The sequence below is a fragment of the Chungangia koreensis genome, assembly GCF_042651785.1.
Taxonomy (GTDB): Bacteria; Bacillota; Bacilli; order Bacillales_A; family Planococcaceae; genus Chungangia; species Chungangia koreensis.
Window position 1 is genome coordinate 22417 of record NZ_JBHSEC010000012.1, and the last position, 25153, is coordinate 47569.

At 43.3% G+C, this 25153-nt stretch carries 24 protein-coding genes; 1 reads left to right on the forward strand and 23 read right to left on the reverse strand.

Features of this window, described 5'->3' with window-relative positions; translation table 11 throughout:
• Position 1 precedes the first annotated feature (1 nt).
• Together yabN and ACFOZY_RS07345 are read right to left on the reverse strand one after the other, a co-directional pair.
• Positions 2-1465: a bifunctional methyltransferase/pyrophosphohydrolase YabN gene (gene yabN / locus ACFOZY_RS07340; RefSeq protein WP_378153876.1), complete on the reverse strand. Its 1464-nt coding sequence runs from the start codon at positions 1463-1465 to the stop codon at positions 2-4.
• A gap of 5 nt (positions 1466-1470) precedes the next feature.
• The gene (locus ACFOZY_RS07345; protein WP_378153879.1) at positions 1471-3081 is read right to left on the reverse strand and encodes a putative polysaccharide biosynthesis protein; all 1611 of its coding nucleotides are present in this window, start codon (positions 3079-3081) and stop codon (positions 1471-1473) included.
• A 161-nt stretch (positions 3082-3242) separates the two neighbouring features.
• On the opposite strand from ACFOZY_RS07345, the gene ACFOZY_RS07350 reads away from it, so the two are divergent.
• Positions 3243-4178 (forward strand): 3-hydroxyacyl-CoA dehydrogenase family protein, encoded by a 936-nt coding sequence (locus ACFOZY_RS07350; protein ID WP_378153881.1) that lies wholly within the window; start codon positions 3243-3245, stop codon positions 4176-4178.
• 81 nt (positions 4179-4259) lie between these two features.
• Here the strand turns inward: ACFOZY_RS07350 and ACFOZY_RS07355 are convergent, their stop codons facing one another.
• From ACFOZY_RS07355 to metG, 21 genes are all read right to left on the reverse strand, one after another.
• Positions 4260-4724 carry a potassium channel family protein gene (locus ACFOZY_RS07355; RefSeq protein WP_378153883.1) on the reverse strand — a complete coding sequence of 155 codons (465 nt, stop codon included), beginning with the start codon at positions 4722-4724 and terminating at the stop codon, positions 4260-4262.
• Between the two features lie 106 nt (positions 4725-4830).
• Complete coding sequence (locus ACFOZY_RS07360; protein ID WP_378153885.1) at positions 4831-5463, reverse strand: alpha/beta hydrolase; 633 nt, start codon at positions 5461-5463, stop codon at positions 4831-4833.
• Positions 5464-5565: 102 nt separating this feature from the next.
• Positions 5566-6648 carry an NAD(P)/FAD-dependent oxidoreductase gene (locus ACFOZY_RS07365; protein ID WP_378153887.1) on the reverse strand — a complete coding sequence of 361 codons (1083 nt, stop codon included), beginning with the start codon at positions 6646-6648 and terminating at the stop codon, positions 5566-5568.
• Between the two features lie 269 nt (positions 6649-6917).
• Positions 6918-7454 carry a stage V sporulation protein T gene (gene spoVT / locus ACFOZY_RS07370; protein ID WP_378153889.1) on the reverse strand — a complete coding sequence of 179 codons (537 nt, stop codon included), beginning with the start codon at positions 7452-7454 and terminating at the stop codon, positions 6918-6920.
• Between the two features lie 88 nt (positions 7455-7542).
• On the reverse strand, positions 7543-11085 hold the full coding sequence (mfd, locus tag ACFOZY_RS07375; RefSeq protein WP_378153891.1) for a transcription-repair coupling factor: 3543 nt from the start codon (positions 11083-11085) through the stop codon (positions 7543-7545).
• Between the two features lie 74 nt (positions 11086-11159).
• Positions 11160-11387, reverse strand: a complete 228-nt coding sequence (locus ACFOZY_RS07380) for an anti-sigma-F factor Fin (RefSeq protein ID WP_378153893.1) — start codon at positions 11385-11387, stop codon at positions 11160-11162.
• A 55-nt stretch (positions 11388-11442) separates the two neighbouring features.
• Positions 11443-12006 carry an aminoacyl-tRNA hydrolase gene (gene pth, locus ACFOZY_RS07385; protein ID WP_378153895.1) on the reverse strand — a complete coding sequence of 188 codons (564 nt, stop codon included), beginning with the start codon at positions 12004-12006 and terminating at the stop codon, positions 11443-11445.
• A 70-nt stretch (positions 12007-12076) separates the two neighbouring features.
• Complete coding sequence (locus ACFOZY_RS07390) at positions 12077-12694, reverse strand: 50S ribosomal protein L25/general stress protein Ctc (protein WP_378153897.1); 618 nt, start codon at positions 12692-12694, stop codon at positions 12077-12079.
• A gap of 83 nt (positions 12695-12777) precedes the next feature.
• Positions 12778-13737 carry a ribose-phosphate diphosphokinase gene (locus ACFOZY_RS07395; RefSeq protein WP_378153899.1) on the reverse strand — a complete coding sequence of 320 codons (960 nt, stop codon included), beginning with the start codon at positions 13735-13737 and terminating at the stop codon, positions 12778-12780.
• Positions 13738-13750: 13 nt separating this feature from the next.
• Positions 13751-15121, reverse strand: coding sequence for a bifunctional UDP-N-acetylglucosamine diphosphorylase/glucosamine-1-phosphate N-acetyltransferase GlmU (gene glmU / locus ACFOZY_RS07400; RefSeq protein ID WP_378153947.1), 1371 nt, complete (start codon positions 15119-15121; stop codon positions 13751-13753).
• Between the two features lie 196 nt (positions 15122-15317).
• A complete protein-coding gene (gene spoVG, locus ACFOZY_RS07405) occupies positions 15318-15623 on the reverse strand; it encodes a septation regulator SpoVG (protein WP_378153901.1) in 306 nt (101 codons plus the stop codon).
• A 291-nt stretch (positions 15624-15914) separates the two neighbouring features.
• Positions 15915-16292: a RidA family protein gene (locus ACFOZY_RS07410; RefSeq protein ID WP_378153903.1), complete on the reverse strand. Its 378-nt coding sequence runs from the start codon at positions 16290-16292 to the stop codon at positions 15915-15917.
• Positions 16292-17122, reverse strand: coding sequence for a pur operon repressor (purR, locus tag ACFOZY_RS07415; RefSeq protein WP_378153905.1), 831 nt, complete (start codon positions 17120-17122; stop codon positions 16292-16294). Before purR ends, ACFOZY_RS07410 begins: the two co-directional genes overlap by 1 nt.
• A 55-nt stretch (positions 17123-17177) precedes the next feature.
• Complete coding sequence (ispE, locus tag ACFOZY_RS07420; protein ID WP_378153949.1) at positions 17178-18044, reverse strand: 4-(cytidine 5'-diphospho)-2-C-methyl-D-erythritol kinase; 867 nt, start codon at positions 18042-18044, stop codon at positions 17178-17180.
• Positions 18045-18233: 189 nt separating this feature from the next.
• Entirely contained in the window at positions 18234-18419 is a 186-nt protein-coding gene (locus tag ACFOZY_RS07425) for a small, acid-soluble spore protein, alpha/beta type (RefSeq protein ID WP_378153907.1), read from the reverse strand.
• A 107-nt stretch (positions 18420-18526) separates the two neighbouring features.
• Positions 18527-18793: a biofilm formation stimulator Veg gene (veg, locus tag ACFOZY_RS07430; protein WP_378153909.1), complete on the reverse strand. Its 267-nt coding sequence runs from the start codon at positions 18791-18793 to the stop codon at positions 18527-18529.
• 158 nt (positions 18794-18951) lie between these two features.
• Positions 18952-19833 carry a 16S rRNA (adenine(1518)-N(6)/adenine(1519)-N(6))-dimethyltransferase RsmA gene (gene rsmA, locus ACFOZY_RS07435; RefSeq protein WP_378153911.1) on the reverse strand — a complete coding sequence of 294 codons (882 nt, stop codon included), beginning with the start codon at positions 19831-19833 and terminating at the stop codon, positions 18952-18954.
• Positions 19826-20392 (reverse strand): ribonuclease M5, encoded by a 567-nt coding sequence (gene rnmV / locus ACFOZY_RS07440; RefSeq protein WP_378153913.1) that lies wholly within the window; start codon positions 20390-20392, stop codon positions 19826-19828. The genes rsmA and rnmV overlap by 8 nt, the downstream gene beginning before the upstream one ends.
• Before the next feature lie 154 nt (positions 20393-20546).
• The gene (locus tag ACFOZY_RS07445) at positions 20547-21782 is read right to left on the reverse strand and encodes a ubiquitin-like domain-containing protein (protein WP_378153915.1); all 1236 of its coding nucleotides are present in this window, start codon (positions 21780-21782) and stop codon (positions 20547-20549) included.
• 118 nt (positions 21783-21900) lie between these two features.
• Positions 21901-22671 carry a TatD family hydrolase gene (locus ACFOZY_RS07450; RefSeq protein WP_378153917.1) on the reverse strand — a complete coding sequence of 257 codons (771 nt, stop codon included), beginning with the start codon at positions 22669-22671 and terminating at the stop codon, positions 21901-21903.
• Between the two features lie 289 nt (positions 22672-22960).
• Positions 22961-24946, reverse strand: a complete 1986-nt coding sequence (gene metG / locus ACFOZY_RS07455) for a methionine--tRNA ligase (RefSeq protein ID WP_378153919.1) — start codon at positions 24944-24946, stop codon at positions 22961-22963.
• Positions 24947-25153 lie beyond the last annotated feature (207 nt).

Sequence of the window (25153 nt, forward strand, 5' to 3'; positions counted from 1 at the left end):
TTTACTTCCTTTCCAGCGTCTTTGCCTCATTCCAGAAGGTGTCCAGTTCCTCCAGCGTATAATCCGCGAAGTCCCCTCGTCCTTCCAATACTTTTTGCTCGACGTACGAGAAGCGGTTGAAGAATTTCCGGTTGGCCCCCGCCATCGCCTCCTCAGGCGATATTTTGAAGAATCTCGCAAGGTTTACGAGCGTAAAGAAGACATCCCCCAACTCATCGGTCTGCTCCTTCTTAGTCCCATTCTCCGTCTCGTCCTTGAATTCCTGCCATTCTTCCTCGAATTTTTCCCAAGCCCCGTTCACATCCGGCCAATCGAAGCCAACTTTAGCGGCAGTCTTTTGATAGTTGAATGAAGTGAGAAGAGACGAATCTGCACGGAATTGACCTTTCAACAATGGCTTTTCACTGTTATTCCCCTTCTCCTCCGCCTTAATCGCCTGCCAGTTTTTCACGACTTCTCCTGAATTCTCAACTGACACATCCCCGAATACATGTGGATGACGACGAATCATTTTCGAACTGATGGATTCCAATATGTCTTCCACACTGAAATAGCCATGATCTTCTCCAATTTGGGCATGCAAGAATACTTGGAGCAAAATGTCGCCAAGCTCCTCGATAATAGCGTCATCGTCTTCATCATCAATTGCCTGCAAAACCTCGTATGCTTCTTCGATCAAGTATTTCTTTAAGGATTCATGTGTCTGTTCCCGATCCCATGGACATCCTTCCGGGCTCCGAAGTTTTGCAATGATTTCGCGGAAAGTCGTCCATTCCTTCAGACGTTCCTCTTGTTGTTGGACTGGAGGTACATAGACTGTCGTCAAATTGTCGATATCCATTGAACGATCAAGTTCATATAGAGGTACTTCAAGTATTTTTTCATTCGCAGAACCGGCAGCGGTCACAATCTTAACTAAGTAATCGTCTGCATACTTTTCCATTAGCGTCAACTTCACTTCTGATGCACTAAAGGCATCATACACTTGTGCAATCAGTACATGTTGGTCCATACGGACATCGTCGCGTTTGAAGCTTGTCCCGTCCAATAGCTGGAACCCTTCAATTGGATCAATCCGAAGTGCGGCAAAAATCGGGTCAAGGAAGCTTTGACCTCCTTCAATTTTCAAAGAAACTCTGCCTTTTTTCTCAGCCTCGACTAAGAATTGGACCGTCTGCTCCGCAACTAATGGATGTCCCGGAACAGCATACATGACCGGACCTTCTCCTGATAAGCGGATGAGTTCCTCCGTAATCTCACGATAAACCGGTTCGAAATCGTCATGCTTCTCGTATAGCTCGTCAAAGCTTTTATAGTCCAAACCCTCTGTCTGCAGCTCTTGCAAAACGGGATGTTCCGCGGTACGGACATAGAGTTGTTTTGCATTTTTCAGTGTTCGATAGACCCCTAATGGCAGCTGATTTAAATCTCCAGCACCGAGTCCAATGACGTGAACTTCATTCATATCCATCATCCCTTACCGTTTTTCTGTAATAACAACTGAAGCTGGGCCATTCTTCGCCCTAAAGGAATCAAGTACCATTCCCTGACTGAGATAATTCTAAGTCTTGCGATAATCAGCAGGAATACTGCCGCTCCGATTCCGACTGCTGATAAGCCGGTTATTGTCGCACCCATTCGACTTGAAAATCCATCGAATAAGAAGTAGTCGCCTGCAAACTCCCATATCAATACGATGATGGTCATGACAATAGACGCAAGAAACAGGCCGCTATAGAATTTCATGCTTGCCAAACGGACCGGCCATACTCGTTTAAAGTAGAGCACAAGTCCCAATGTGATTGCCGCAAATCCAATATTCCCGGCGATCGCGGCTCCCATTACACCGAAGTTTGGAATGAGCAAATGGTTTCCGAGCCACTTCAGCACGAGTCCACCAATCAGCAAGACCGCTGGCACCTTCACCTGACCTAAGCCTTGCAAGACGGCAGTCAGCGTTAGAATAAGCGATAACCATAAGATCTGTACCGAAAAAACCATCAATGTCCCTGATTCATCCCTTGTTTGAAACAGCATTTCATTCACATAAGGCATGACCAATACTAATCCGAGTGCCGCTGCCCATCCAAAGAGGAAAGCAATCCGGAACGTCAATTGGACGTACACGTCGCTTCTCCCCTCCTTTTTTGCCTGCGTGTGGGCGACTAAAGGGACGATGGCAAGCGATAATGTCGATGCAATCAGTATACCCATCTGGACGAGCGGCTGACCTCTGTCATACACACCTTTCGTTTCCATCGCCTCTATTCGTTGCACTCCATTTTCAACTAACAGCGAAAATACCGTAAAGGAATCCACTAACTGGAAAAACAACAAGATCAATGAGCTCATGCTGACACTTAGGCTGATGAAGGTCATTTCTTTAATCGTCGGCCAGATAGGGTGTAACGGTTTTTTGGCTAATAGAGATTGTCCTGTCATCACTTTACGGAAATAGACGAATAGAAGGATGACCCCTGCAAGCTCTCCAGCCACCGCTCCCCACATTGCCATTTGGCCTGCAGCATATAGAGAATCACCTGTTTTTACGACGATATACGTTCCTATTAGAATCACTGTTACACGTACAGCCTGTTCTACTACTTGAGATACGGCAACTGGCTGCATACGCCCCCGTGATTGGAAAGATCCTTTTAGCAGAGCAAGGAATGGCATGAGAAGAACAACGAATGATCCTGCACGAAGAAGCGAGGCCAATTCGGAGTCTCCCATCCAACCGGCTATTAGATCAGCGCAACCATATAAGATAATAAAGAATACAACCGAAATGGCACTTAAGAAGAAGAAAGCTACTTTCATCACTTCTCCCGCTGAACTCATCGTCCTTGCCTCTCGGTCAGCCAGCATCTTAGATATGGCCACGGAAAATCCATACGAAGTCCATACCGTGAAGATTCCGATGAACGGATAAACTTGCTGGTATATGTAAAAGCCTTGGTCCCCGACTAAATTCTGAAACGGGACCCGATATACGGCACTCAATAGTTTTACAATGAGTGCGGCTACTGTCAGCAGGACCGCACCCTTCATGAATACTTTCATATTCCATTGTTCTGACATAATACAATTCCCCGCTCCATTCTACAATGTCACCATTATAGCACGAAGGAGAAATGGGAAAAGTTGCATGCATTTCTCCTTCCTACTGATTAAGTGAACTTTACTTTATAATAAAGTTATCCATGGCAGTCCAGTACTGCCGAATGATAGGAGGAATCGGTATGCCGGAAAAAGTTACAGTATTAGGTGCTGGCACAATGGGGCATGGGATTGCCCAACTTTACGCACAAGCGGGTTACGATGTACAAATGTACGATATAAAGGATGAATTTTTAGAGAAAGCGATAGAGCGGATCTCGAATAACTTGGATATGATGATTCAAGAACAGACGATTACAGAGGAAGATAAGAACGTTGCATTGCAGCATATCTCAACATCTACGGATTTGAAGGAAGCTGTAAGTGGGACACGTTTCGTTACAGAGGCGGTTTCTGAGAACTTGAAGATTAAGTTTGAGTTATTCAGCCAATTGGAGGAAATCGTTGATGAGGACGTCATTATTGCGTCAAATACGTCAACATTCTCGATTAAAGAACTGTCCGAAGGCGTTAAAAAGAATGACCGTCTCATCATTACTCATTTTTTCAATCCAGCACATTTAGTACCGCTTGTCGAAGTGGTGAAAGGGCCAGAAACTTCTCAAGAAATCATCGACCGAACAGTAGACGTATTGAAAGCCATCGGGAAAAAACCGGTTGTGTTGAAGAAAGACATCCCGGGATTGATCGCCAACCGGCTTCAAGCAGCTTTGGTCCGTGAAGCATTCTATTTACTCGACAACGATGTGGCTGAGGCAGAGGATATTGACCTGGCTATTACAGCTGGACCCGGTTTCCGATGGGCCTTTATCGGCCCGCTGGAAACCTCTGATTTTGGAGGGCTGGACATTTGGAAAAGTGTCGTCGAGAACTTGGCACCTGTCCTATCCAAGGATGAAAAAATTCCACCTTTTGTAGAAGAGAAGGTTCAAAGCGGCAACCTTGGGACGAAAACGGGGAACGGCTTATTTACGTATGCTGATCACGAAGAAATCCAAAGAAGAATCCGTGAACGGGACGAGTATTTCATCAGGCTGGCAAAGATTAAGGAACAATAAGTCGCAGGTTTCTTGAATACACCCGTAACTCTTCTTCACTTCTGCACCGCAATTCAATTGCGGTGCTTTTTCGTTCTCACCTTACTCTTTTGGGTTCCTTAACAATTTGATTTCTTCCTTTTCAAATTTCGCAACAGCAAGACCAATTGTAATGAGTGTCATTAACATAACCCCTACACCAACGATTAAATAGATCATGGTAAACCATTTACTAATATCAGCTTGAGGGACTAATCCGGTATCCACACTGCTTGGAATCAGACTTATAAAAGCAAAATACAGTGAATTTAAGAAAGACCATCCTTCAACACCGCGATAAAATAATGTACCCGAAAGCAAAATCACAGCTAATGTAAAAAGCAATGATCTGAAAATCGGTTCTTTAAATAAGCGAAAAACTGCTGACAGCAAACGCTTTAACGTTAAAATAAATGAAATCATCATTTTCCCCTTCTGTAATGTAATCTTCGACCGGAACAGCTGTAAGTTCATACGTATTTCAGCATTAACTGAATAGGAGTTTGAGAATATTTTCCATCTTCTCATAGCTCGCAAATTCATGAACCGAAATTAATTTAACCAAAGTGAGTAGCACTTAATCAAATGAAATAGCCTTATAAACGTTTGTTTACAAGGCTCCGTCTCAATCTACTTATAATCTTTCCGACAGCCATGACCTTAAGTCATGAACATTATCCATCGTAACGGTATGAGGAGCAGAGTACGATTTAAAATTCGTCGATGCACCGTGCTGCTTATAGAACTTCTCAGCTTCTACTCCCCATTCGAATGGAAGAACCGGATCTTGCTCACCATGCGATATGAAGGCATCTATCCCGTTTAACGACACATCAGCGTTCTCTTCTCTTACAAATGACGGAATATAGCCGCTTAATGCAACAATCCCCTTGATGCGACCATGGATTTTAATACCAAGTGACATTGAAAGGATGGCCCCCTGACTAAAGCCCATCAAGAAGATCGCTGATGGATCGATCGGGTGATTGACCACTACCTCATCAATGAACTCTTCCACTTTATCCATGGCTGCTTCAAATACCTCCCGATGCGGCTTACCGAATCCCTCTATTGAGAAGAATGCAAACCCAGGCGGTTGCGATAATGGACCACGTATGCTGAAAACGAAGACCTCCTTTCCCAATCCTTCTATAAGAGGAATCAAGTCTTGTTCATTACTTCCCATTCCGTGCATCAGGAAGATGGCAGGGTATTTTCTATTTGGATCAACTGTTTCCGGAGTCCTGCTTACATATGTCAACGTCAACTGAATCGTTCCTTTCCTAATTTCATGTAACCAAAGTATACAAAATAACAGAACACCGCACGAAGTTTATGCTCGCGTGTGGTGTTCATCAAATTTCTAATGTTATTTGTTGGTTACACTGGACTGCTGATACTCATGTTCTTGTTCCAATAACTTTGAAATCATCTTACGGTTTCGCTCCACAAAAGTCTCGTTATGGGACGATACCATTCCGAATTTGTCGGCTTTCGGATCAATATATTGTTTAGCCTGATTGACTGCATTAACGGCATCCTGGAATGCGCCGACCAGTAAGTTAACTTTCCCCTCGAAAGTTAAGATATCCCCCGCAGCAAAAATCCCAGGCTGCGAAGTTTTACCCGTGGAATCTCCTTTAAAGTAGTAATCATCAACTAATTCAGGTTGGAGAGCTTGAGGGAACTCCAATGAAATGTCGCGGTTATAACCATGGTTAATCAGAACTTCATCTACCTTCAATGATACATTTCCCCCAGTATGCTCCACCTGTAAAACCACTTCTTCAATTGCCGTTTTTTCTTGGTTGGAAACCAACGTTTCAATCGTAGTATTTAATAATAATTCTGCATTGCTCTCTTTTAGTTGCTCAACCTGGGCCTCATGAGCGGATAAGGTGTCCTTCCGATAGATGACGATTACCTTTTTGGCAATCGGGAGTAATTCAACTGCCCAATCGACAGCCGCATTCCCTCCTCCTGATATCAGTACGGTTTTATCTCTGAATCGGTTCAACGATTGCACCGTATAGTGAAGATTTGCCATTTCATATTTTTCCGCCCCTTCAAGTTCAAGGCGCAACGGGCTGATAATTCCTCCTCCATTGGCCATGACAACCGTCTTGGAAAAATGCTTTTCTCCATTATTTGTTAGGAGAACAAAAGATCCATGTTCATCTTTCTCAATTCGTTCCACTTTAGTATCGAGGCATACTGTCGGGTCGAATGTAAGTCCTTGCTCAATCAGCTGTTTTCCGAAACGCTCTCCTAATGTCGGTGGCTGTCCTCCCACATCCCAAATCATCTTTTCTGGATAGAGAAGTACTTTTCCCCCTAAGTTGCTTTGATATTCAATAATTTTTGTTTTCATATTCCTCAATCCTGCATAAAAAGCGGTATACAGACCTGCAGGTCCTCCACCAACTATCGTCAAGTCGTACAATTCCGCCACTATAGGTACCCTCCAAGATTAGGTTATACGTATATTTCATTTTAATTTACATTAAATTGAGTCGCTTTATAGTGATAGCTTAACATAGGTGAGAATGATTATCAATATCATTGAAAAATGGAAGGATTATTTTGAGGTGGTGTTTAAGGAGTAACATTTCCGTTGTGAAGACCGTCAGTTGTTCAATATTTGCCGCATTAAAATTCCATTCATTAAGAAAAAGAATAAGCCGCATCCACTCTGGTCAAACCAGAGGAATGCGGCTTATTTCATTGTTCCATTTGCTTTGCGAGGAAGTGGGCAGCAGTTTCAGCCGCTTTTTGCTCGGCATCTCCAAGGAAATGCAGTTTGGAGAAGAGATAGACAGCACCAATCGGATCTCCATTGGCGACAATCGGCGCGATACAGTAAGATTTGATCTGCTCTACCTGCCCTGGTACCCATTCCAGTGACTTTTCATGCTTTTCAATTACAATGGTTCGGTTGTTCAGGATTTCTTCAGCTTCCGCTGATATTCTACGGTTCAAATAGTCCTTTTTGGATACACCGGCAACCGCAATCATTTCGTCACGGTCACTGATCAGAGTCGGTGTTCCTAATGTTTCATATAACGTTTCAGCATATTCCTTTGCGAAATCACTCAATTCGCTGATCGGCGAGTACTTCTTTAAAATGACTTCGCCTTCCCGGTCTGTAAAAATCTCAAGTGGATCTCCTTCACGGATGCGGAGTGTACGTCTAATTTCCTTCGGTATGACGACGCGTCCTAAATCGTCAATCCTTCGGACGATACCAGTTGCTTTCATTCATGATGCCTCCATTTGACAGTATAGAAATTGCTGCGATTCTGTCGTTAGTATGGACGGCTTTTGGACAAATTATGCAACGGATGAACTACTCGCCATCAAATGCAACTGCTTCCTTGAGAGATTCAGGCAAAACTTTTACCATTTTTTCTAAAACATCAAACCACATGATTTTTCCGGTTTTATTTTCATCAATCGTCAGAACGAAGTTTTGGCCATCCATGCCAAAGCCGACAGCACGGCCGAATTCCATTGACGCTTGAACCACTTTCCCACCATCAATATTGGATGATCCTTCTGGTGAAAGTCTTACTGTGATTATATTCGACTTTTGCTTGATGGATTCCACTCCTGCTTGTTTTGCCCAAACTTTCATACGGGCAATTCTCAGCAAATATTCCGTTTCAAGCGGCATATCTCCGAACCGGTCATGCAGCTCGTCGATCAGCTCTTCAACATCCGACTCCTTTTCTACCGCTTTTACCCGTTTATACATTTGAATCTTCTGGAAGCCATCCGGAATGTATTGGTCAGGAATAAAGGCATCCAAGTTAAGGGATATCTCCACTTCAATTGCCTCTGCCTTCACTTCACCAGTCTGTTTTTCATCTATCGCTTCTTTCAGCATTTGTGAATAGAGGTCAAATCCGACCGAGTCAATAAACCCATGCTGTTGCGCGCCCAATAGATTCCCTGCTCCTCGGATGGATAAATCACGCATTGCAATTTTGAATCCGGAACCAAGCTCTGTGAATTCCTTGATTGCCTGAAGCCGCTTTTCTGCAACGTCTGTCAGAACTTTGTCGCGCTGGTACATGAAATAAGCATACGCTACGCGGCTTGAACGCCCGACCCGTCCTCTCAGCTGATACAGTTGTGATAGTCCCATTCGGTCAGCATCATGGACAATCAGTGTATTGACGTTCGGAATATCAATTCCCGTCTCGATAATTGTTGTCGTGACGAGAACATCGTATTCTCCTTCCAAGAAACTAAGAATAATAGACTCCAACTCACTCTCGGTCATTTTTCCGTGGGCATATCCTACCCGAGCTTCTGGAACAAGCATCTGGATTTCATCGACTTTCCTTGCCATATCCTCTACCCGGTTATATAAGTAGAAGGCTTGGCCGCCACGAGCCATTTCACGTTCAATCGCTTCACGTACAAGTGCCCCGTTATATTCCATGACATATGTCTGAACAGGGTAGCGGTTAGCAGGTGGTGTCTCGATTACAGACAAATCCCGTACTCCGATCATAGACATATGAAGAGTCCGTGGAATCGGCGTCGCTGTCAAAGTTAGCACGTCAACATTCGTTTTCAGCTGCTTGATCTTCTCCTTATGGGTGACACCGAAGCGTTGCTCCTCGTCGACGATCAGCAAACCTAAGTCATGGTAAATTACATCCTTTGACAAAAGACGATGGGTTCCTACCACAACATCAACCGTTCCTTCTTTCAAACCTTTAATCGTTTCTGTTTGCTGTTTTTTCGTACGGAAACGGCTTAGCAAACCTACTTCAATCGGATAATCCCCGAAGCGGGCTTTCATCGTTTCATAATGCTGTTGTGCCAGAATAGTTGTTGGAACTAAGAAAGCGACTTGCTTCCCGTTATTGATCGCTTTAAAAGCGGCACGGATGGCAACTTCAGTTTTCCCGTATCCGACATCCCCACAAATTAGACGATCCATCGGCCGCTGCACTTCCATATCACGTTTAACTTCTACAATCGAACGGAGCTGATCCTCTGTTTCTTCATATGGGAAGGAATTTTCAAATGATCGCTGAAGGTCATCATCCTTCTCGAATGCAAACCCTTTTTCAGATTCCCGTTTCGCATATAGTTTGATCAGTTCATCTGCAATGTCTTTGACGGCGTTAGATACCTTTGTCTTTGTCTTCTTCCATTCCGCTCCGCCCAGTTTGTGAAGCTTCGGTTCCTTCTCTTCCGACCCTATATACTTCTGGATCAGGTCAATCTGGTCGACCGGAACAAATAATTTATCATCGGCACGGTAACGGATATGCAAATAATCCTTATGGACTCCATTAACCTCTAACGTTTCTATCCCTAAGTATTTACCAATCCCATGATGGACGTGTACAACATAATCGCCTGTCTTAATTTCGGAATAACTTTTGATGCGCTCCGCATTGGTCATTTTCTGAGGACGGGCTTTCCGCTTCTGTTGCTGCTTGAACAACTCAGCATCTGTGATCACGGCTAAATGCTGAAGTGGCATTTCAAAACCGGCGGAGAGATCGCCTTCTACTAAATAGGTACCAGGCTTAGAAAGATCTGCAGTTTCCGAAGCAAGCTGCGCTTCCATTCCGTAGTCCTCTAATACACTTCCGACTTTTTCGAGTCTGCTCTTTTCAGCCAAAATAAGAACATGGAACTTCCCGACTTTCCAACGTTCCATTTCGTTCTTCAATAAATGCATCTGGCCATGAAAATGCTGCATCGGTTTCAATGAGAAAGAAACGACACGTTTTACCGGAATCCCGGTAAATGTGCGGACGAATAGAGAGAAGTACACCTTCATCTGCTCCAACATGGCCATAATTTCTTTAAATGAAAATGAAAGATTTGCTCCATGGACGATTTTCCCTTCTTCCAAAAGGGAAATGAACCATTCTTCCTCTTCTTTTTCTAATGAATCTGTTACTTCCATAATCCGTCCTAATTCATCGAATATGACAATTCCGTCCTGAGCAAAGTAATCGCCCAAGTAGGAGGGCTGCTTATATAAGAGAGAAATGTATTTAACGATCTGCTCGGGCACATCACCTTGACGTAACAAATCAATGTCATGCTGGATGTTCTGAACTAATAATTCTTTCACATCTTTTTTTGTGATTTTCTTCAAACTGACAGCTCTTGCTTCCTCAAGCTTTTCAGCCAACAGAAGAAGCTCCTGCCTGGTCCAGACAAATTCAGTGGCGGGCAAGATGCTGATGCGATCCAATTTAGCTATGGAGCGCTGATCCTCCGCTGAAAAAGTCCGGATAGAATCCACTTCCGTGTCGAAGAACTCCAGCCGTACAGGATGAAGATCCAATGGATAAATGTCCAAAATCCCTCCACGAAGTGCAAATTCTCCAGGAGCAGTTACCATCGGTTGGCGTGAATACCCCATCGAGACAAGTGAAGTGATCCATTCCTCAACATCTACCTCATCTCCGACAGACGTTTTCAAAATGCTTCGTATCCACTGCTCCTTTTCAGGCAAGTATTTCCGTAGCCCGGCAATCGGTGTGATATAAACACCAGGCTCTCCATTGATCATTTTATTCAATACCGAAATTCGCTCTGCCCGAAGTTCTGGACTGGATACAGATAAATCAGCTGCGATCAGTTCATCGGCAGGATATAAGTGGACAGACTCGTCCCCTATGATTCTCGCTAAATCATCAGCCATCCGCTGAGCTTGCAGTAGATTCGGTGAGACAACCAATATAGGTTTGTTTAGCTTTAACATTGCTGGTATGAAAACCGGCCTTGCACTACCGGATAATCCCGTCACTAATTGCTGATGCTGTCCGTTCTTCCATTCTTGGAGAAGGCTTTTCACTTGAGCATCCTGAGTAAAATATTGAAGCACAGCTTCCATTCGCAGTTTCATTCCTTTCTGACGCGATCATTGATCGCCTAACGGAAAAAGGCTTTGGACGCAAATGCGTACCAAAGCAATTCCCGTTATTGAAGCCATTTCTGTAATGCGTAATAGTCTGGATTGCGGTTAAGTGATTTCTGGCATTCTTCGCAAATGCAGCTAATCGTAGTCCCGCCTTCTGGATCAACAGTCATATAGTTTCCAGAGTCGTCCTTCGCATGAAGCTGAAGTCTGGACATGACATCCTCCGCAGAATCCAATGGTATTTCCCCTATTTCCGTTTCACAATGACGGCAACGATAGCGGATCATGAATACCCAGCCTCCTTTTACCCAAAGTATAGACCAGGCACCGCCAAATTATGCCTTATTGGCTATTGAAATCATTCATGACTGATAAAAACGGCTGCTTGAGCCATGCCTCGGATGCATCTGCACTTTTTACGATGGATTCCCGGATTATGGCTGATTCATCGGTACTAAAATTTGACAGTACGTAATCCGGTACTTTCATCCCGCCGGAAGGTCGTCCGATTCCAATCCGAATTCGATTAAATTCTTGAGTCCCTAAATGCTGGATCAGCGATCTCATACCATTATGCCCGCCTGCACTTCCTTTTTGGCGCAGTCTTAACTGACCAGGAGGAAGATCCAGATCGTCGTAAAGGATTACGATATCTTCAGGATCGATCTCAAAATAATCCATGAGTGGACGGACAGATTCCCCCGAAAGGTTCATATAAGTTAACGGCTTTAGTAGCAAGACCTTTCCTTCGGGACGATGGACCGTCGCGTACATACCATTAAATTTCATCTGATTTAGTGGCGCATTCCACCGTTCGGCCAATTCATCGATTACTTTGAAACCGATATTATGCCGGGTATTTTCATATTGCTTGCCCGGATTACCTAATCCCACAATCAACTTCATGTCGTTCCCCCATTATCCAATCGAAAAAAATGGGACTGCTCATGCACTCCCATTTTTCTTCATCTTATTATTACTCTGCCTCACCAGATGCATCGGCTTTCTCATCTTCTTCACCAGCATCTTCCGACTCTTCTTCTGATACTCGTGGTGCTGATACAGTCACTAATGTGAGGTCGTCATCATCCAAGATTTGGAACTTCACTTTCTCTCGAATATCCGCAACCTTCAATGTTTCACCGACTTGTAACCCTGATATATCAACTTCTACTGATTCTGGTACATCTGATGGTTTCACCTTCAAAATCAGTTCCCGATTCGGCTGTTCCAAAATGCCGCCGGCTTTAACGCCTTCAGACTCGCCTGTCAATGTCACGACTACTTTCACTTCAAGCTCATTGGACATATTCACCGCTAAAAAGTCAGCATGTGTGATTTGCCCTTTCATGATGTCTTGTTGGTAGTCGCTTAACATGACATTTACATCATTGCCATCTACATTCAATGTCAGAACGCCGTTTCTTCCTGACTCCTTCATAGCTTTCATAAGCTCTTTTTCAGGAACTGCAATGGCCGTTGCTTCAAGTTGATATCCATAAACAACACCCGGAATATACCCTGAATTTCGAAGTTCTGTCAATTTAGATCGTTGTTGTTTACCTTCCCGTGTTTTAGCCGTAAGAGTACTCATCAATAAGATCCCCTTTCCGAATCAGATATACCTATCCTATATAGACATTCCCTTAAAACACTGAAACAAAACATGAACTCGGATCAATCAAACAACGTACTTACCGATTTCTCTTCAAAGACACGAATGATTGCGTCTGCCAATAGATTTGCTACAGATAACTGTTTAATCTTCGGTGAGAATTTACTTTCCGGTAACTCGATCGAGTTCGTAATGATCAATTCTTTTATGGCGGAGTTATCGATCCGTTCGATAGCAGGACCGGAAAGTACTGGATGCGTACAGCATGCGTACACTTCTTTCGCTCCACTTTCAATTAATGCATTTGCACCAATCGTAATAGTACCTGCTGTATCAATGATATCATCGATTAAAATCGCCGTTTTTCCTTCTACGTTACCAACGATATTCATCACTTCAGCAACGTTCGGACGCGGGCGGCGTTTGTCGATGATAGCAATCGGAGCTTTTAGGCGATCCGCCATTTTCCGTGCTCGTGTTACACCACCATGGTCAGGCGATACAATGACCAATTCGGATGGATCCAAGTTTTTCTGTTTGAAGTATTCAGCCAAAATCGGCACACCCATCAAATGATCGATCATAATATCAAAGAAGCCTTGAATTTGTGGAGCGTGCAAGTCGAGAACGATGACACGATGTGCTCCAGCAGTCTCCAACAGATTCGCCACAAGTTTAGCAGTAATCGGTTCACGTGAACGGGCTTTACGATCTTGGCGTGCATAACCGTAATATGGCATAACGACGTTGATGGTTTGAGCTGATGCACGTTTTACTGCGTCAATCATGATTAGAAGTTCCATAATATTCTCATTAACTGGACCTGAAGTCGATTGGATGATGAATACATCACAGCCCCGGATGCTTTCCTCGATGTTAATCTGTACTTCTCCGTCGCTGAAACGGTTAACGGAGCTTTTACCGAGCGGTACTCCGATTTTTTCGGCTACTTCTTGTGCCAAGGATAAGTTGGAGTTCAATGAAAAAAGTTTAAGTTTATGGTTCGGATAGCTGTGGGTCATGATGGTCCTCCCGTTATTTCAATTTTAGTTTTTTAACGTAGCCTACTTTGTTTTCTTGTCGTGCTCGCCCGATTGCCAATGCTTCACCTGGTACGTCTTTTGTAATGGTCGATCCCGCTGCCACGTAAGCACCTTTTCCGACCGTTACTGGTGCAACCAAATTAGAATTACATCCTACAAACGCATCATCCTCGACGACCGTTTTGAATTTATTCTTACCATCGTAGTTGACAGTGATGGTTCCACAACCGATATTAACATTCCCGCCAACTTCAGCATCACCAATATAGCTAAGATGTGATACTTTGCTTGCGTTTCCTAAAACCGATTTCTTCACTTCAACGAAGTTTCCGATTTTCACGCCATCTCCTAAGGAGGATTCAGGGCGTATATGAGCGTACGGTCCGATGGTTGTATGGGAACCGACGTCACTATTTAAAATCACGGAGGAATGGACAGTTGTTCCGTCACCGATGCGACTTTCTACAATGTGACTATTCGGTCCGATCACGCAATCTTCCCCAATGACCGATTTGCCCTCGATCATAACGCCAGGTTTTAGAATCGTGTCTCGCCCGATCACTGCATCTGGGCTGATATATGTGTTAGAAGGATTAATAATCGTAACACCGTTTCTCATATGCTTTTCTGCAATACGGAGTCTCATCACTTCTTCAGCTTGAGCCAGGACCACTCGGTCATTGACCCCTAAGGACTCACTGAAATCATCGCTTGCATAAGCAGAGACGATTTCGCCCTCTTTTTGTAAAATTTCAATGACATCCGGTAAATAGTATTCACCTTGTGAATTGTCATTTTTCACTGACTTTAACTTTTCGAATAAAACCTTATTATCAAAACAGTACGTTCCTGTGTTGACTTCTTTAACTGCAGCCTCTTCCTCGTTCGTATCCTTCTGTTCAACGATACGGGTAACTTGGCCTTTTCCACCGCGGATAATGCGGCCATACCCAGTTGGATCATCCGCCATTACAGTTAAAATCGTGGCCTTTGCATTCGTTTCCCTGTGATGGTCTACAAGAGCTTGCATAGTTTCAGGACGGATTAGTGGTGTATCTCCGCATATGACGACTGTTGTTCCATCCAGATCGCCTAAAATCCCTTCGGCTTGCTGGACGGCATGAGCAGTTCCTAACTGTTCTTCCTGTAATGCATATTCACTGCGGTCACCCAATAACTCTTTAACGGTCTCCGCTCCATGTCCGACGACTGTCACGATGCGCTCTGCACCTAAACCTTTTACATTGTCTACGACATGTTCCACCATCGGTTTTCCACAAACCGGGTGCATAACTTTATATAATTTGGACTTCATACGTGTACCTAAACCTGCAGCCAAAATTACTGCATATGTATTTGTCATCATTGAGTCCTCCAAGATTGGTTTGTTTTCCACTATAGACTATAGCGGAAAAAGTGCTTTATTTCAAGGAAACATGGCTTGACAAATCTATGACAGCCGTTTATGATTATGTATTTTTCCAGAAAGGAAATTAATAGAAATTTCCATGAAAAAAGAGCCTTCTCGATTCTGAGGGCTCTTGTTGTTGTATGTTCGCTTATACGCCAGCTCCAGCTTCCGCTTCGGCAATTTCAAGGTATACATCTTCATCCCCTGAAATGTGATAAGCTGCTAATACAGCATCTTGAATTTTAGAACGTGTTCCGGAATTGATTGGATGTGCAATGTCGCGGAATTCGCCATCTGGCGTCCGTTTACTTGGCATCGCTACGAATAATCCAGCATTTCCGTCAATTACACGAATATCATGGACGACGAATTCGTTGTCCAAAGTGATGGAAGCAATGGCTTTCATTCGGCCATCTGTTTGAACACGTCGCAGTCTCACATCAGTTACTTCCATAGTCTCACCACCTCTCCCCTTTGTGACAGAGAAATCTCTTCTATGGTTATTCTACAAGAGTAATAGTTTTCCTCTTTTTTTTTGAAAAATTTTTTAAAAATTTGGTTAGTAATCATAAAAAGAGGGAAAAAGACTATATTTGGAGGCCGACAGGATGTCGGTCACGAAGGCGTCGTCGCACGATGCGACGAACTTAGCCTTCGATCCGCGAACCTCCCAATGCTTCAACTCGATATATTTTAAGATAAAAATAAAGAGAATCTACATGTTCTGCAGATTCTCTATAAGCTATTATTTGCTTGTTTCAGCAATAACTTCAATTTCAATTTTGGCGTCTTTCGGAAGTCTTGCCACCTCCACTGTTGAGCGGGCAGGTTTATGATCACCGAAATAGGAAGCATAGATTTCATTAATTTTCCCAAAGTCATTCATATCTTGAATGAATACGGTCGCCTTCACTACTTGGCTCAAGGATGAACCCGCTTCTTCTAAGACGGCTTTCAAGTTAGCGAATACCGCATGCGTCTGCTCTTCAACAGAACCCTCAACCATTTGGCCTTCCGGCGTTAATGGGATTTGACCGGAACTATAAAACAATCCATTTAAGATGACACCTTGAGAATATGGCCCAATGGCTGCTGGTGCTTTCGTCGTCGCTACATATTTCATTATGATTCTCCCCTTTTTGAAAAGTAATTTCCTTCTCCTAATGTGATGGAACGATCCCTTTCATTCACACCCTGAAGCTTGACAAGCGATAGAAAATCGTCAACCAAACGCTCCTCATGATGCTCGGCCTCTACTAATACTGCAACTCCCGCCAAAGTACAATTGAATTCTTCAAGCAGGTTTTTCATCCCATTCATCGTTCCTCCGACCTTCATAAAGTCATCAGTGATAAGAACGCGTTGTCCGCTCTTCATGCTGCGCTTAGATAGAACCATCGTCTGAATTCGACGGGATGAACCAGTTACGTAATTAATGCTGACCGTCGAACCTTCCGTCACTTTACTGTCCCGTCTTACGATGACGACCGGTACATTCAAGTGGCGGGCGATTGCGTGAGCAATTGGAATCCCTTTTGTGGCAACCGTCATGATGACATCGATTTTTTCTCCCTTAAATGCAGAAGCGAACACTTTTCCAACCCGATTCATTAATTCCGGATTTCCCAAGAGATCAGTCATAAATAGATAACCGCCAGGTAAAAGACGGTCACTGCTGCTTAACTCTGAAATCAGTTCGTCCATTACGGCTCTGACTGCTTGCTCCGTCATGTTCGGTATATATTTAACTCCACCGGCTGCACCCGGGACTGTTTGAAGTAGTCCGATTCCTTTTTCCTCGAACGTTTCCTTTACAATCACCAAATCCTCACTGATCGAAGATTTTGCTGCCTCGTATGTCTCGGCAAAATAGGTGAGCGGGATGAGTTGTTGCGGATGCTCAAGTAAATAGTGGGTCATGTCTACTAACCGTTCGCTCCGTTTCCACTTCATTCAACCACTCCTAAACACGAATATTCTATTCAAAAATTAACACAAATATACGGATTTAATCAAGCGTTTCTCGTTCACCTAACATGCGGACTGCATAAACTTCTTCACAAAATCCTCTAAGTGCATTGTAAATCCGATGAACTCTCGATTCATGCTCGACTAATCCGAATACAGTCGGTCCACTTCCACTCATTAGTACAGAATCTGCTCCAAACCTTTGCATTTGCTCTTTCAATACCCGAACCTCAGGATACAGATCCATCGTGACAGTCTCTAATACATTTCCCATTGAGTTGCATAATAATCGGTAATCCTTCGTTTCGATAGCTTCCATCATTTGTTCCGTTGGAGGATGGGAAAGCTTGTCCAATTTCAAGTTTCCATACACATCAGCTGTTGAAACACCGATTTTCGGTTTGGCTAAGATCACCCAGCAATTCGGCGGAGCCGGTAGATGGCGGATTTTTTCCCCTCTGCCAGTTGCCAGTGCTGTACCTCCATAAACACAGAAAGGAACATCCGATCCGATTTTAGCGCCAAGCTCCGCTAATTCATCAATGGACCTCCCTAACTTCCAAAGCTTGTTCAGTCCTTTTAAAGTGGCTGCAGCGTCACTGCTTCCACCAGCAAGTCCGGCAGCCACAGGAATATTCTTTTCAATCCTAATGGTGACACCTTCGGCAATGCCATATGTATGCTTTACTAACTCAGCGGCTTGATAGGCTAAGTTTCTTCGGTCTTCAGGAATAAAACGGTCCGCTGCAGAGATGCGGATGCTCCCATCGTCACGCCGTTCCAATCCGATCCGATCCGCCAAATCGACCGTCGTCATAATCATCTCCACTTCATGATAACCGTCCGGCCGTTTATGTAATACATCTAATGTTAAGTTGATTTTGGCGGGTGCTTTAACAAAAAGCATCGGAGTTCCTCCATTCTTCAAATTCATGTCCTCCTATTTTACCACAGGTTTCAAAGACTTCTAAGTATGGAGTGTAAGCGATTTATTTTAACTAATATTCAGCTGTTAAATTCAAAAAACCTGTCGGGAAACATCCCGACAGGTTTGTCAGCCGTTTTTGGATTTTGTGGTCAGTAGTTATAGCAGCGTCTATTTTACTGTAGAACGATTAGCCATACCTTGTTCGGCCATTTCAATCGCACGTTTTACCATATTACCGGCATCACGTGCTTTAATGCCTCCCCAACCTTCCTGCTGGACGACATCATAGAACCCTAGTTCTTTTGCAATTTCTTCTTTCAATTGCTCAGACATGATTCCTTTACGTCTTGCCATTAGGGAACTCCTCCTTTTCGGCTGACGATTGTAGTATGCTCTAAAAAAAGAAAAACACTCATCGGTCTGATGAGTGTTCCTCAAAAACAAAATGAGTGCAATGAAAATTACTTAACTACAAACGCACTATTTCCAGATTCGTCAAAGATAGTGATTTCTACGGCTTCAGTCAAAATATCCGTGTAGCTGTAAGATACGCGTTCAAATGCGTTCTCTTCTTGGTCGAGATCAACAACGAAAACTGCGCGATACGTTTCACGAAGGATTCCTTCTCTTTCGATTGTCTTCTTGCGTCCGCCGTTTGCTTTTAAATGCAAACGTTTCCCCAAATGACCATCTAACGATTTTTTAATATCAGCTAAAGTTTTTGGCATTCCGCTTACACCTCACTGACTATAATCGTAACACATTCTTAACGTTCTGTCAATCAAATTTAATATTTTAACAACGGACAATTCAGGTTGTCAACGTTTTTTTATATAATCTGTATAACTTTTTCATATATGAAGTTGGTTTTGTCATAGATCGTCCATTATTCCTTGAAATAAGGGTATAGTGCATCGGCTAATTTGCCGAATTCTTCAATGCTTAGAGTCTCTCCCCTTCTAGTTGGATCTACTCCTACTGTTTCTAATGCATTTAGAATTTCTTCTTTCCTGTCCTTTCCATTCGGTAAGGAGGATTGAAGATTATTGTAAATCGTCTTTCTACGCTGCACGAAAGAGCCCCTGGATACCTCAAACAGAAAGTCCTCATCGATAACCGTTACCGGGACATCTGTCCTTTTCGTCAAACGGATTACAGCGGAATCCACATTCGGTTGGGGCATAAAGACCGTTTTTGGTACAATCATCGCCACTTCAGCTTCCATATAATATTGGATGGCAATTGATAAGGAGCCATACTCCTTCGTCCCAGGCTTCGCCGTAATACGGTCTGCTACTTCCTTCTGCATCATCACGACAAATCCACGAATCGGCAAACGATCCATGATGAGCTTCATCAGTATGGGCGTTGTTACATAGTAAGGGAGATTCGCAACTACCATAATATCTGTATATTCTTCGAGCTCCTCTTTTATCACCTGACTAACGTCAGCCTTTAAAATATCGGAGTGGATCACTTTAATATTGTCGTATGGGGAAAGGGTATCCTCCAAGACAGGAAGCAGCCGCTGGTCAATTTCAAAAGCAACCACCTTGCCAGCAGTCCTTGCCAAATGTTCTGTTAATGCTCCTATACCAGGGCCAATTTCAATTGCGGCAGATTCCTTTGTCAAATCCGCCTTTGATACGATATTCCGTAATATGTTCGGATCAATCAAGAAATTCTGCCCCAAGCTCTTTTTGAATGAAAACCCGTACTTTTTCAGAATTTCCTGGGTCCTGATCGGGGTCGCGATGTCTTTACTCATGATCTTCCTCCTCATCCAGCTTAGAGACAGCCGTTAAAAACTGTGACAGTTCAATTTGGAACATAGACAACCTCTTTTGAAGCTGTTTACCATTCGTATAGCCAATATTCAATAACTCACCTAATTGTTCCCGTCTTTTTCTGGCATCCACGTGGCCAATCAGTTTGGCTTCAATCAATACTGCTAACGGTATCGAATCACCTGTTGCATTCCCTTTACCCGGCGTGTAAACATGTTCTAATGCATGGCGAATGTCTTCATCAGCCGCATGTTCAATTCCAACCTTTTTTCCGTTTTCGGAAATCGTCTTATCCTTCGGTAAAAAAGCATGTTTTACTCCCGGAACATGCTCTTCGATGATGGCACGTATTCTTCTACCCGGGTAATCCGGATCTGTAAATACGATTACGCCCCGTTTTTGTGCAGCATGACTAATTCTCCGGAGAGTCTCCTCTGATATGGCAGAACCATTCGTTTCAATTGTATCCGCTTGAACCGCCCGCTTAATGGCAACAGTATCCGACTTGCCTTCTACCACGATAATTTCTTTTATATCCACTACTATAATTTCCTCTTTTCGCAAACTCTATTGTTCAATTTTACTGATAAGGGGGTATATTGTACAGAAAAGACCACAAAACGAAAGCTGCCCCGCAATGGGACAGCTCAATGTGTAGACTAATACTATAAAGGATCCTTCTATTCAAGTCTGATTAGTCAAGAATCTTAACCTTAACCTTCTTACGTCCAAAGCCATAAGCTTGTTGTTTTGTCGGCATGAACACATCTATTTTGTTTCCCTTAATAGCACTTCCTGTATCGCCTGCTACGGCATATCCGTAACCTTCAACCCAAACTTTCGTGCCTAATGGAATGACGCTTGGATCGACTGCAATCACTTTAGCGTCCGGATTAGATTTCAAGTTGATTCCTGTAGAAGTGACTCCAGAACAGCCGTTACAAAATGCTGTATAAGCAGTTGCAGATACATAGAACTCTTTGCTGCTCGAAGGAGCATCTCCGCGGGATATCGATTTCGTCTTAGCTTTCGCTTTCGTTGGTGCTGCACTAGCCATGACGACCTTCGTTCCGACGGCTACCACTTTCGTTTTAGGGTCTTTTACGACTTTCTCGCCTTTAAGAATCCTGGAAACCGGTGTGCCGTTTTCCTTGATAATCTCATATGTACGAGAAACAGTCCCATTCTCGCCCTTTTGTACAATTTTCTCTGTGCCTTTCAGCAATGATGAATCTTTCTTTGTCTCGACCGCAAACTTTGTTGCTTCTTCCACTACATCGGTGACTTTTTCTACGCGAACGACTTGGACTACATCGTTTGGAAGTACTAATTCTTCCATTCGCTGTTCTACGCGGTCGAACTCATTGAGTTTAACCTCTTGTTGCTTTAAAAAGTCAGCGACAGTAGTCGAAGTGGACATTACTTTCTTTTTGTCCATTCCATCAACTAACGTTACTTCGAAAGCCTTCTCGATCTTGATCTGATCGTCTTCTCCGATCTCCCCGTCCAATGCCGGCGTGACTTTGTCATGCTCGGTTACGGATACATCCGCTTGGGCAAGAATATCTTTCACTTTTTGATCTGTCGTCATGACGGTTTTCGTCTCTTGATCGACAGTGACCGTTACTGGTCTTGCTTTTTCCCACGCGATCGTTAAACCATTTTCGATCTCCGTGTTCACTGAGGGTGTGAGTAAATCATTTTCTGCTACTGTAATATTATGATGCTTCAACAGCTCTCCGACTGTGCTCGCATGTGTTCTGATTTCTGATTGTTCACCATTCAATGTCATGGCGACAGTTTTCTTCGTCCCTTCAAAGACGAGGAACGATGTTACGGCTACAAACAGTGCTACAGCAATGATGCTGAAGACCGCTTGTTTACTCCTCAATGATGGAAAGAACAGGTTTTTCATGGATTTTTTTGTCACGAAAAAACTCCTCCTTTATCACTCGTGTGATTATATAGGCTTCAATTGTACGTGTCAACTAATTATGTTTCTCCGTCGCAAAAGAGCAAGCCTATGTAATGGGGCTCCATATTCGTGTCTATTCTTCGATGTTAAAGAAACGGAGTGCGTTTTGCGTTGTTTTTTCAGCAACTTCCTCAATAGGCAAATCCTTCAGTCTGGCAATCTCCTCTGCCACCAACGGCACGTAAGACGGTTCGTTCCGCTTTCCACGATAAGGGTGAGGGGCTAAATAAGGTGCATCCGTTTCAATGAGCAAATACTCAAGCGGTATTTCCTTCGCGACCTCTTTCGGTTTTTTCGAATTCTTGAACGTCACTGGTCCGCCAAGAGAGATCATGAAGTTCAAATCTATGCATTGCTTGGCGGTTTCAACACTCCCGCTGAAACAGTGCATGATGCCTCCTACTTCCTCTGCGCCTTCTTCCTGCAAGATCCGGACTACGTCCTCTGTTGCCTCTCGGTTATGAATGACAATTGGCAGTTTCACTCGTTTTGCAAGTTGTATCTGTTTACGGAAGATTTCCTGCTGGATGTCTTTTGGTGATTTGTCCCAATGATAATCCAATCCCATTTCCCCAATGGCTACAACTTTTGGATGCGAAGCCAATTCTTCGATCCATTTCAAATCTTCCTCTGTACAGTCAATCGCATCCACTGGATGCCAACCAACAACTGCATAAATATCAGGATGCCCCTCGGCCAGCTCAATTGCCCGCTTAATCGTAATCGTATCGAAACCGATCACGACCATTTTGGACACCTTCGCTTCTCTGGCACGGTTAATTACATCCTGTAGGTCTTCGTCATATTGGTCTGCGTTTAGATGGACATGCGTATCGATATACATAGGTCTCTCTCCTTACGTATTTTTCAGTTTAATCAAAAAAATCGTTTCAAACATCTCATTCATATTACAAATACGTAACAAAATGAGGGTAATTGTATTTCCTGGTAGGCAATATCACACAGTTTACTGTCATTTTTGTCATAAGACAAACAATTCGTCTTACTTATTGCCTTTAATAGGAAATAAAAGGTCATACAATGGTACTATATGGAAGTGGAAGTGATTAATTTAGTTAAATTTCGTTGTAAATAGTAAATCCCGGTGACAAAGACATCACCGGGATAAACATTTATTTTACTTTTGCACCATTTTCCAAGCTTTCATCGACTGAAGCAAGGGAAAGGATTCCGTCTTTCTCGCCTGCTAAGATCATGCCTTGCGACAATTCTCCCCTTAATTTTACAGGTTTCAAATTCGCCACAACAATCACCTTCCGGCCAACCAATTCCTCGGGGGAATAATACTTTGCTATCCCGGAAACTACTTGACGCTTCTCATAGCCAAGGTCGAGCTGAAGTTTTAGAAGCTTATCAGCCTTCGGCACCCTTTCACATTCGTAAACAGTTGCGACACGTAAATCGACTTTTAAGAAATCGTCGATTGTAATCTCGTCACTTTCCGGCGCTTCTTCCTGTTCCTTCGGCTGCGCTTCCTCTTCCTCTTCCTCTTCCTCTTCCGTTTTTACAGAACCTCTCATTTGGTCACGGATGTAAGAAATCTCTTCTTCAGGTTCGAGTCGTGGGAAGATCGGAACTCCTTTTTCAACCACCTTCGTGCCTTCTGGAATTAGATTGAATTTTCCTAATGTATCCCATTCCTTCAGTTCCTGTGGAAGACCTAATTGTTCATGGATTCTTCCTGGAGAGGTTGTCATGAACGGCTGCAGCATAATCGAAATTTGGCGTAGGCTCTCAGCCAGATGATACATGACGGAAGCCAGCTGACCTTTCAATTCTTCTTCTTTCGCCAATACCCATGGCTGTGTTTCATCAATATATTTATTCGTTCTGGAGACTAATGCCCAAAGCTCACTTAATACTAAGCTGAATTGCATTTTCTCAATATTCGTTTCATACTTTTCCTTCGTTGTCACAATAAAATCTCGTAGAGTTTCGTCGAATTCTGTCGAATCCAAGTGATTTACCGGGATGACACCATCAAAGTATTTATTGATCATGGAAACAGTCCGGTTCAGCAAGTTCCCTAAATCATTTGCTAAGTCATAATTAGTTCGTTCCACAAATGACTCTGGAGAGAACACACCATCTTGACCAAATGGAAGTTCACGCAACAAGAAGTAGCGTGTTGCATCGAGGCCATACCGTTCTACGAGCATTTCCGGATAGACGACATTCCCTTTAGACTTGGACATTTTTCCGTCTTTCATCATGATGAAACCGTGTGCGAATATTTTCTTCGGTAACGGCAAGTCCAGAGCCATCAAGAAAATCGGCCAATAAATTGTATGGAAGCGGACGATGTCTTTACCAACGACATGAACATCTGCAGGCCAGTAATTGTTGAACAATGTCTCATCTTCCGATAGGTAGCCAAGTGACGTAATATAGTTCGTCAACGCATCTACCCAAACGTAAATGACATGCTTCGGATCCCCAGGCACGCGAATGCCCCAGTCGAAGGAGGTACGGGAAACCGATAGATCCTCTAACCCCGGCTTAATGAAATTATTGACCATCTCATTTTTACGGGACTCCGGCTCGATGAATTCCGGATTTTCTTCATAATAAGCAAGCAGGCGGTCTGCATATTTCTTCATATTAAAGAAATATGATTCTTCCTTCACTTTGTGGACTGGACGGCCGCAGTCAGGGCAATTGCCGTTTTCGTCCAGTTGTGTTTCTGTATAGAAGGACTCACATGGCGTACAATACCAGCCTTCATACTCACCTTTATAGATATCTCCACTATCAAGGAATTTCTGGAATATCTTCTGCACTGCCTCTGTATGGCGGGGCTGTGTTGTGCGAATGAAATCATCATAGGAGATATCCATTAATGCCCATACCTTTTTAGCCGCTTCCGCCATTTCATCTACATATGCTTGTGGTTCCATCTTTGCCTCGTCCGCTTTTTCCTGGATTTTCTGACCATGCTCATCCATACCCGTCAAAAATCGGACATCATACCCACGAAGCCGTTTGTACCGAGCCATCACATCAGATGCTACAGTTGTATAGGCTGTCCCGATATGGAATTTTCCGCTTGGATAATAGATCGGCGTAGTAATGTAAAATGTTTTCTTTTGTTCGCTCACGAAAAATTCCTCCAATTAGTAAATAGTATCCTTATTTTATCGAATTAAGAAATGAGTGACAATGAAATAGTAATTGGAAAATGACTTTCCATTTGAAACAGCATAATTATTATTCACATAATAATAATTTTCAGCGTTCCATACCGTCATTATAAGCACCTATTAAGTTATGAAACTGCAAAAAAAATAGTAGTTTAGAGCGATAAA